Raw genomic sequence first — 9,013 nt, 5'->3', positions numbered from 1 at the left:
AATCTGAAACGCGACGCTGTCAACTGTCAACTGCGAACTAACAAACTACGCTGCGTCCGGAATTTCCAGCTTGTCCATCGGTGCCTGCAGGTAGTACCCCTGCAGATAATCCACGCCTCCCAGGGTCCATAGCGCCTGCATCTGTGCCGCAGATTCCACAAAGCCCACCACCGTTTTGCGGTTGCCTTCTTTCACCTGCTTGATGATCGACGTGAGGCGCTCCCGGCCTTCGGCCTTGGACAGCTCCTGGGTGAAGGAGCCTTCGAACTTCACCATGGTGGCCGGGATATGCTGGAACAACTTGAACGGATCCAGCCCACCGCCGAAACGGCTGATGGAAATGCCACACCCCAGCGCTTTCACCTTCTCGGCAAAGGCACCGGCCTGCTTCAGGTAGGTGGCGGCATCACCTTCACTGAACTGGAAGGTGACCCGTGATCCGTCCATCTTGGCAGCCCGCATGGCCTTGCCCAGCCAGTCGGCCAAGGACGGATCCGCCAGGGACGCACCATTGAGATTCAGCACCAGGCTGACCGGCTCACTGAAGGCTGCTGCCGCGCGCATGGCATTGAGGACCACCCAGCGGTCAATCTTGCCCACCAGACCCTGGTCCGCCGCCACCGACATGAATTCTTTTGCCTCCATGGCCTCCCCTTGTTTCTGGGGCAGGTTCACGAACACTTCAAAGGCATGCTCCGCTTCGTCTTCCAGGCTCATCAACGGCTGATACCGCAAGCTGAACGCACCCTGTTCCAGCGCCTGGCGAACTTGCATGGCCACCGCTTCAGACGACCCGGCAGCCACATCATCCATGGGATCATGCACTTTCACCGCATTGCCCTTGCCGGCATTTTCCCGCTGGGCCTGGTTGCAACATTTCAACGCGGTGGTGAGGGTTTCCTGGCTGCTACGGGCATCTTCGCGCACAAACGACACCCCCACACTGGCGGTGACGTGCACGGTCTTGGCGGCCACTTCCGGCATCAGGGTTTCAATGCCGGCCCGCAGGGTTTCTGCCAGTTCGGCCGCCTCATCCATATCGGCTACCGGCTGCAGAACGGCAAAATCCTCGCCATCCACCCTGGCCAGATGGGCCTCTCCCACCTCGGCACGCAGCCATTCGGCCACGCTTTTCAGAATGTCATCCGCACCATCAAGCCCCAGGCCGGACTGATGGTGCTCAAAGTCATCCAGACGCAGATACAGCACGGTGGACAGGCGCCCCTCATTGGCGGCCTGGGCCACACTTTCGTCCACACGGTCCATGAACCAGCTGCGGCTGAATAGCCCTGTCACCTGATCTTTCTGGCTCATCTCCTGAAGCCGCTCGGCCATTTCGCTTTCATCCACGCCGGCAGCGCGGATCACGATCTGGGTGCAGGCTTCGCCATCGTAGGTGCTGGCCGAAAAGGTGAAGGTGGCATCGAACTCGCCACCCTCGGTGTTCACGCCCTTGCATTCCAGTTCGTGGGTCTGGCTTTCATCCTGCGCACGGCTGCGCAGCAACTGCTTCAGCTTGGCATGATCCGAAGCCGATACCATATCCATGATCGGCACCCCGGCCAGATCATCGGCGCTTTCGTAGCCGAACATTTCCACGTAGTTGTCATTGGCGTGGATGTGCATGCCATCCAGCACATAGGCAATCGCGTCACGGCTCTGGTCCATCAGCAGAGAGAGGCGCTTCTCTGCATCATGGCGGACGATTTCGGAGTGCTGCAGCTCCTTGCGCAAGCGCAGAAATTCGATGACCCGGTCGACCATCAGGGAGAGCAGGTCGCGGTCATCGTTGGGCACGACGCCCCGGGCGCCCAGCGACATGCCAGCCTTGATGGTATCGGGGGTGAAATTGTCTTCGAGAAGAATCACCGGGATCGCCTTGCCGAGGCGATTGAGGTGCGACATGACGCTTTCAAAGCTGCTGTCGCCGAATGTCGGGCGACACAACATCAGCTCCCAGGCGCCACCTTTCAATGCCCGCAACAGATCATCCTCACCCAGCGCCAGTTGCGCACGGGTCGCACGACCGGCATTGCGCAGGGCGTTCATCAGCTGCTCGGCCTCATCCTGGGAATCATGGGCGATCAGAAGACGTAAATTATCGAGGGCGTAACTCATGGGGCGAAGACTCATGCACTTTTCTTACGGCCCACCATTGTGCCTGACTACCCTGTCTTGGCAACCATCAAAGGCAATGCGGCGAAAACACCGGCCTGCAGCCAATACACAGCTGGCAGACGCCTAATGATAAGTTACGGCAAAATGGAGACACATACGTTTTGCGGCATCCTCGCCGCAACGGTACTTATTGTTATTTTAACAGGCCGTCCAGCAACAGCCTGTGAACGGCGAATCGCAAATGACATTTTTCCGACGCGTCATCAACCGTTACAGGCTGGACCAGATCGAATCCAGCGCATCATCGTCCCCGTCTTCCGGGGGTTTGGTCGGTGCCGGCGTGGCCATATCCCGAAACGGATACTGGCTGAACCCGGACGCCCCCTGGGTGCGGCGCAACAATTGCACCCGGCGCGGCTCGCCGGCTTCCACCAGCTCCACCTTCACCCCTTCATTGAAGCCCACTGTGGGCAACAACAGGGTGGCCGGCTGTCCCACCGCGGCCAGCTCGGGCAACACCACGCCGCGCATGAAATCACTGTCCACCCCTTGCTTGCGCAGGGCCCGTGCAGCCACCGGGCGCCCACCCGGCGCCAGCAACTCCACACCGAAGCGGGCACCGTGGTTGGGTAATTGCGTCACCCAGCGCACCACCGCCAGGGACCACTGACTATCGGGGTGATCACGCAGGGCCAGCAATTCCCCCGTGCGCATCAGGCTCGGCGTATTGCCCTGCCACGACAGGCAATACCCGCCCGGGCTCGCGTTGACTTTCTGGCAGTGATAGCTCACCGGCAGAGCGGCTTCCGAGCGCTGGCTGCCCGGCGCGCCCATTTCAATGGTCTCGCCGGCATAATCAGATTGATAGGCCGTCGCCCAGGGGTCAGCGCTGCGCTGCTTCTGCTGGTTGCTCTTCTTGATGTTCACCAGGAACGGATTGTTCTCGTCTTCGGCCCCCAGCACAGACAGGCTGCCCCGCTCCACCATGGTTTCGAAAGCCACCTTGCCGGACAGGAAGTAATGCACCCCCACCAGGCCAAAGCACAGCTCAATCTCGCCACTTTCCGGCATCCGCTTGAATGCCCGCTCGGTCAGCGCCCCCCACACTTGCTGCAGGTGCGACAGCAAACTCTCATCCAGGCTTTTCGGCACGTGCAGGGGGCTCTCGCCGGGCGCACGCATCCAGGCAGTAATGGCCTCGACCAGACGGGAGGAATCAATATAGCGCCAGCTTTCCGATGCCTGGGACGCGTGGGTTCGGTAAATCGGAGGCCGGTCCGCCTGCAGGTCAAAGACGAACAGATCGTCGTCATCGCTGGCGGTGCTGATTTCAATCAGGGACGCCCAGCTGAACGCCGCCTTGTAGATACCGGCCAGCTCCTGCTGACGAAGCTGGTTGGGTTTCGCCGTGGCCAGTAACAGGCAGCGGGCATAGGCGGACTGGATGCTGCTTTCGCCATCGCCATCCTCAACGGCCGTACCGCTAATGCCGTGTAATTCAGCCAGAAGGAACAGCTGATGCAGCTCCAGCCATAAATGGCGGGGGCTGGGAAAATAGAGCTGATAGCAGCGCAGCAGGGTATCGCCCAATGCCGTCACCGCCCGGTGGATTGCCGTTGTCACCGCACGCCGAACAGCCTTGTCCTTAACCTTGCGGATGCCGCGCACCGCCACCAACTTGTAGCCGTTGGCCAGATGCCCCTGCAGCGCCTGGGCAAGACTGGCCACCCGGCGCGCCTTTTCCGGCAGCACCAGTGACTGATTCAGATAGTGTTTCTGCAGGGATTCACTGACATGAAGAATAGACGGGCGCACAACTTCCAGTAACTGAAAGCGGAGTTTGGAATCAATCTGCAACCGGTTCAGTTCCTGAATGAACTGATACAACTGGCGGGCCGTTTCTCCCATATTCATGATCGGGAGAGACTCCACCCACTGCTCCAGCTTCTTCGGCTGATCAGCGCCAAGTGTCAGGTGCGGCAGATCCTGCTCGGGCAGTTTCAATCGCACCGTCTGGGCTGGTTGCTCCATGAAGATAATCCTTATCTTGGCGGCATCCAGGCTACCTAGTTATTTTGTATTAGTTCTTGTTTTTAATGCGTCCTGTGTCACACGACTTTACGATACCGCTACAATTCTGTAAACGCTGTGCCACATTCCCCAGAAAGGGCTTGCGGTCTGCGCCGCTAACCGGCTAGCACCGTTTTAGCGGGCTCTCCTGGCTCTTCCCGCGTGAGCCTTGGCACCAGAAAACCGGGCAGGCGGGCACGCAAGTCCGCGTGCAGCTCCCGGGCAATCACATCGGGAACGGCAAAATGGGCAGCCCCCTGCACCGCGTCCAGCTGGTGCAGGTAATAAGGCAGCACTCCCGCGTCAAAAAGGGCATCGGACAAATCCGCCAGTGTATCCACCCTGTCATTTACCCCGGCCAGCAGCACACTCTGGTTTAGCAGAGTCATACCGGCACTGCGCCAATCACGGCAACGCGCTACCAGCGCCGGGCTGATTTCACGGGGATGGTTGGCATGCAACACCAGCACGGTTTGCCAGCGATCACGGGTCAACAGTGCTTTCAGACCCGCATCCAGTCGCTCGGGAATCACCACCGGTGTGCGGCTGTGAATGCGCAGCCGGCGCAGGTGCGGAATCGCCGCCAATGCATCCAGCAGCTGCTCAAGACGTCGATTGGTCAACGTCAGCGGGTCGCCGCCACTGAGAATCACCTCATGAATATCCGGGCGTGCCGCCAGCCATTCCAGCGCCTGCTCCCAGCGCTTGCCGCTCAGGTGCGTCTGATAGGGAAAATGCCGCCGGAAGCAGTAGCGGCAATGCACCGCACAGGCGCCAGTGACCACCAACAACGCCCGGCCGTGGTACTTGTGCAACAAGCCCGGAACGGCCGTGTGGTCCGCTTCATCCAGCGGGTCCGCACTGTACCCCTGATGCACCTGGCGCTCCTCCGGCGCACTGAGCACCTGCCGCAACAGCGGATCATCCGGATTGCCCCGCTCCATCAGGTCCACGTAACGACGCGGCACCCGCAAGGGGAAATCTCCAGCCGCCGCCAGACTGGCGGGCAAGTCCTGCGGGGTCAGTGCCAGCTGCGAAAACAGTTCCGCCGGGTCGGTAATCAGGTCGGCCTGCTGGCGCTGCCAGTCCGGCAACTCCCAACCGGCCGCTTCCTGCGTTATCATGAGGGTCTGTTGATGTTTCATCTGCGCCTCTGCTGGAGTTCATTTTTTTGCCCGGCAAGGCGGAGGGAGTGCAGCATAGTCATTCTTATGTCAGCGACCGACAACACGGCTGGGCGAAAAAAAGGGCCCAGCCCTGCGGGTTGTGCCTGCAAGCCCACCACTCGTCGTTACAAGTCGTTACAAGTCCTTCATTTGAAGCAACCAAACATCTCTCCTTGCGCCTAGATTGGCGGGCTTGCAGGCACAACAGAGATGCAGATGAAGCATCAACAGACCCTATCAACCTTTGTAACGGCATACATCAACCCTGTGGACGTGTTTTATGGCCAACTATTCTACCAGCGAATTCAAGTCTGGCTTGAAAGTGATGCTCGATGGCGACCCCTGCTCCATCATCGAAAACGAATTCGTGAAGCCGGGCAAGGGCCAGGCATTCAGCCGCGTAAAGCTGCGCAACCTGCGTAACGGCAAGGTCTGGGAGCGCACCTTCAAGTCCGGCGACTCCCTGGAAGGCGCCGATGTGATGGACGTTTCCATGCAGTACATCTTCAACGACGGTGAATTCTGGCACTTTATGGACCAGACCTCCTTCGAACAGAAGCAGGCCGACGAAACGGCTGTGGGCGACGCCAAACAGTGGCTCAAGGAAGAAGACATCTGTGAGGTCACGCTCTACAACGGTGAGCCACTGTCCGTGAGCCCACCGAACTTCGTTGAGCTGGAAATCACCGAAACCGACCCGGGCCTGAAAGGCGACACCGCCGGCACCGGCGGCAAACCCGCCACCCTGAGCACCGGCGCAGTGGTGCGCGTGCCCCTGTTCGTGCAGACCGGTGAAATCGTCAAAGTGGACACCCGGACCGGCGATTACGTGGGTCGCATCAAACAGTAGCCGTGAGCGACTGGCAACCCACCGCCTCTCTCGAGGCCATCAAGGCGCGCGCTGAGCTGCTACGCACAGTGCGCGCCTTTTTTGATGACCGCAACGTGCTGGAAGTGGACACCCCGCAACTGGCCCGTTATGGCGTCAGCGACTTGCATATTCAGTGCATCCCGGTGCCCGGTTACGGCTACCTGCAAAGCTCCCCCGAATACCACATGAAACGACTGCTGGCCGCCGGTAGCGGGCCCATCTATCAGGTCTGCAAGGCATTCCGGGATGGCGAGGCCGGGGGACGGCACAACCCGGAATTCACCATGCTGGAATGGTACCGGCCCGGGTTTGCACTGGATGATCTGATCCAGGAATGTCTGGCCTTATTTGCCGCCCTCTTTCCGAGCGCTCAGTCAAAGACCTACCGCTTCCGGGGTCTGTTCAGGGACGTCACGGGCCTGGACCCACTCACCGCCCATGATTCCGACCTGATCACCCACGCCGAATCCTGTGGCGCCCCCGAAGGCCTGGACAAAACCGCTGCGGTGGACTACCTGATGGCCACCGAGGTGGAAGCCGCACTCCCCGCCGAACAACTGTCCGTGGTTACCAACTTCCCCGGCTGGGCCGCCGCCCTGGCGCAAACCCGTAAAGATGAAGACGGCACCACCGTCGCCCGCCGCTTCGAGATTTATTACCGCGGCCTGGAGCTGGCCAACGGTTATCAGGAACTCACCGACCCGAAAGAGCAGCGCCGGCGATTCGAACAGGACAATACCCTGCGTAACGCGCATGGATTGAGCCCCATGGCCGCCGACCCTTTTTTACTGGACGCCATGGACGCCGGCCTGCCCGCCTGCAGCGGCGTGGCCGTGGGGATGGAGCGACTGCTTATGGCACAACAGGGCACCGGCAGGATCGACGACGTCATCGCTTTCCCCTGGTCCAGAGCCTGACCCACCAGGACGCACCGCTGCCCACAAAAAAGGCCGCACCCGATTTCCGGATGCGACCTTTTTCATCTCAGCATCAACAGCCCGCTCCCGCGAACGGTCAATTGCCCTCAAGCCACCGCCGTCTGCGCCACTGAATTGGCGCGCCCGACAGTTTCCGCAATCAGCTCGCCAATACGATCAATCACCGACGGAGGGAAATCGTGGCCCATGCCGGGAATGATCGCCAGCTTGGCACCACGGATGGCACGGGCAGAGGCCTTGCCGCCGGCGGGGCGAATCAACGGGTCAGCACCGCCATGGATCACCGTGGTTGGGCACTGGATCTTTTTCAGGGTTTTGGTCAGCGAACCGGTGGCCATGATGGCCAGGAACTGGTTGCGGATGCCACGCGGGTTGATGCCTCGCGCCCAGGACGCCCGATACATGGCGGCCAGCTCATCCTGGCCCTGCGGCAAGGTGCCGCCCAACTTGGCCATCATCTCCAGACCAAACGCCACGAACTGCTCTTCTGTTTCCACTTTCACCCGCGGCGCCACCAGGGTTTTCAGCGCCGCCGGTTTCGGCGGGGGCAACAGCGGGCTATTGTTACTGGACATGATCGAGGTAAGCGACAGCACCCGCTCCGGGTGAGTGCCTGCCATCAACTGACTGATCATCCCGCCCATGGAAGCCCCAACAAAATGCGCCCGCTCAATGTTCAGAGCATCCAGCAGGCCGACCGTATCGGCCACCATATCGTGCAGGGTATAGGGGCTTTCCACTGACAGGCCCACCATGCTGCGCAGGATCGCGGCTATCGGCCCCTGATTGATGGGTTTGCGAATCCGGGTGGATTTACCCACATCCCGGTTATCAAACCGAATGACCCGATACCCCTTGTCCGCCAATGCATCCAGCAACGTATCCGGCCAGAACACCATCTGCGCCGACAGCCCCATGACGAACACGATAGGCTCCCCGTTTTCCGGGCCACGACTCTCATAAAAAAGCTCGATTCCGTTACTGGCGACCGTGCCTGACTGCATATGCGTACCCTTTGTGCTGGCCTGTTCTTGTGGTGCAGTGCCGCGAGGAAGTCACTGCCAATGAACCAACATAGAAAAGGGCGACACAAACCTCAAGCGCCAGCACGGCAATTGCGCGGCGATTGGCCTGTTCGGCCGCTCAAACGGTAATCGCACGCCACAGCATATCGAACAGCACACCGTGCTGGTCTGCCAGGCGACCCGGCCGGCCACGTAATAGGTGCATCTGGGAAATACGCAGCAAGACCCCATAGAAAAAATCCAGCAGGATCGGGGTCGCCACCTGGTCATTGAGAATGCCCTGGTCCTGCCCTTCATGCAGCACACTGAGAAACAGCTCGGTGAGCCGCTGCTGGCCCGGCGTGCTGTCACTCCCCCAGCGTCCCGGGTACACCGAGTTGATCATCATCCGCCCCATTTGCGGGTTGCGATCAAAGAAATCCAGCACCACCCAGAACACCTTGCTGAGTCGGTCGCGAAAGGTATCGATGCCGGCGAGATGGTCCAGCATCCGCTCAGCCAATTGCCCCAGCCCGTGATGCAGGCAGGCACTCAACAAGGCCTCCTTGCTGCCCTGGCCGTCATCGCCGTATTGTTTGCAGGCTGCAACTCGCTGCCCGGGCGATCTGCTGCAAGGTGACATGGTGGAACTCCGAATCTGCGAAAACCTGCACTGCCGCCCACTCGATACGCTCGCGAACAGCCGGGTCCTGCCGGGTTGCCGGAAAAGGCCCGGCGTGGCGCTGCATTCCCATTTCGTTTGCTTCCCCTCACCTTGTCACATTCAAAACACCTCAAAGTGTAATCAATATTACACTCGTGTCGGACAGTGTCTCCAGCGCAATT

7 protein-coding genes are annotated in these 9,013 nt (G+C 60.2%); 2 read left to right on the top strand and 5 right to left on the bottom strand.

Annotation, left to right across the window (positions count from 1 at the left end):
- Nucleotides 1-45: 45 nt before the first annotated feature.
- The 3 genes from ADG881_RS12955 to epmB all read right to left on the bottom strand — a co-directional run bounded on the left by ADG881_RS12955 (nucleotide 46) and on the right by epmB (nucleotide 5,333).
- Nucleotides 46-2,133 (bottom strand): EAL domain-containing protein, encoded by a 2,088-nt coding sequence (locus ADG881_RS12955; protein WP_156790418.1) that lies wholly within the window; start codon nucleotides 2,131-2,133, stop codon nucleotides 46-48.
- 255 nt (nucleotides 2,134-2,388) lie between these two features.
- Nucleotides 2,389-4,149, bottom strand: coding sequence for a hypothetical protein (locus ADG881_RS12950; protein WP_007150068.1), 1,761 nt, complete (start codon nucleotides 4,147-4,149; stop codon nucleotides 2,389-2,391).
- Nucleotides 4,150-4,304: 155 nt separating this feature from the next.
- A complete protein-coding gene (gene epmB, locus ADG881_RS12945) occupies nucleotides 4,305-5,333 on the bottom strand; it encodes an EF-P beta-lysylation protein EpmB (RefSeq protein ID WP_232211726.1) in 1,029 nt (342 codons plus the stop codon).
- Between the two features lie 301 nt (nucleotides 5,334-5,634).
- On the opposite strand from epmB, the gene efp reads away from it, so the two are divergent.
- Both efp and epmA read left to right on the top strand, forming a co-directional pair.
- Nucleotides 5,635-6,204, top strand: a complete 570-nt coding sequence (gene efp, locus ADG881_RS12940; RefSeq protein WP_007150421.1) for an elongation factor P — start codon at nucleotides 5,635-5,637, stop codon at nucleotides 6,202-6,204.
- Nucleotides 6,205-6,206: 2 nt separating this feature from the next.
- Entirely contained in the window at nucleotides 6,207-7,142 is a 936-nt protein-coding gene (gene epmA / locus ADG881_RS12935; protein WP_007149793.1) for an EF-P lysine aminoacylase EpmA, read from the top strand.
- A gap of 107 nt (nucleotides 7,143-7,249) precedes the next feature.
- Here the strand turns inward: epmA and ADG881_RS12930 are convergent, their stop codons facing one another.
- Both ADG881_RS12930 and ADG881_RS12925 read right to left on the bottom strand, forming a co-directional pair.
- Nucleotides 7,250-8,167 (bottom strand): alpha/beta fold hydrolase, encoded by a 918-nt coding sequence (locus ADG881_RS12930; RefSeq protein ID WP_007148804.1) that lies wholly within the window; start codon nucleotides 8,165-8,167, stop codon nucleotides 7,250-7,252.
- Between the two features lie 139 nt (nucleotides 8,168-8,306).
- Nucleotides 8,307-8,810 carry a TetR/AcrR family transcriptional regulator gene (locus tag ADG881_RS12925; protein ID WP_007150717.1) on the bottom strand — a complete coding sequence of 168 codons (504 nt, stop codon included), beginning with the start codon at nucleotides 8,808-8,810 and terminating at the stop codon, nucleotides 8,307-8,309.
- Nucleotides 8,811-9,013 lie beyond the last annotated feature (203 nt).

This window comes from Alcanivorax sp. DG881, assembly GCF_000155615.1.
GTDB lineage: Bacteria > Pseudomonadota > Gammaproteobacteria > Pseudomonadales > Alcanivoracaceae > Alcanivorax.
Note: the sequence above shows the minus strand (reverse complement) of the source record. Positions and strands in the feature narration are given on the sequence as shown.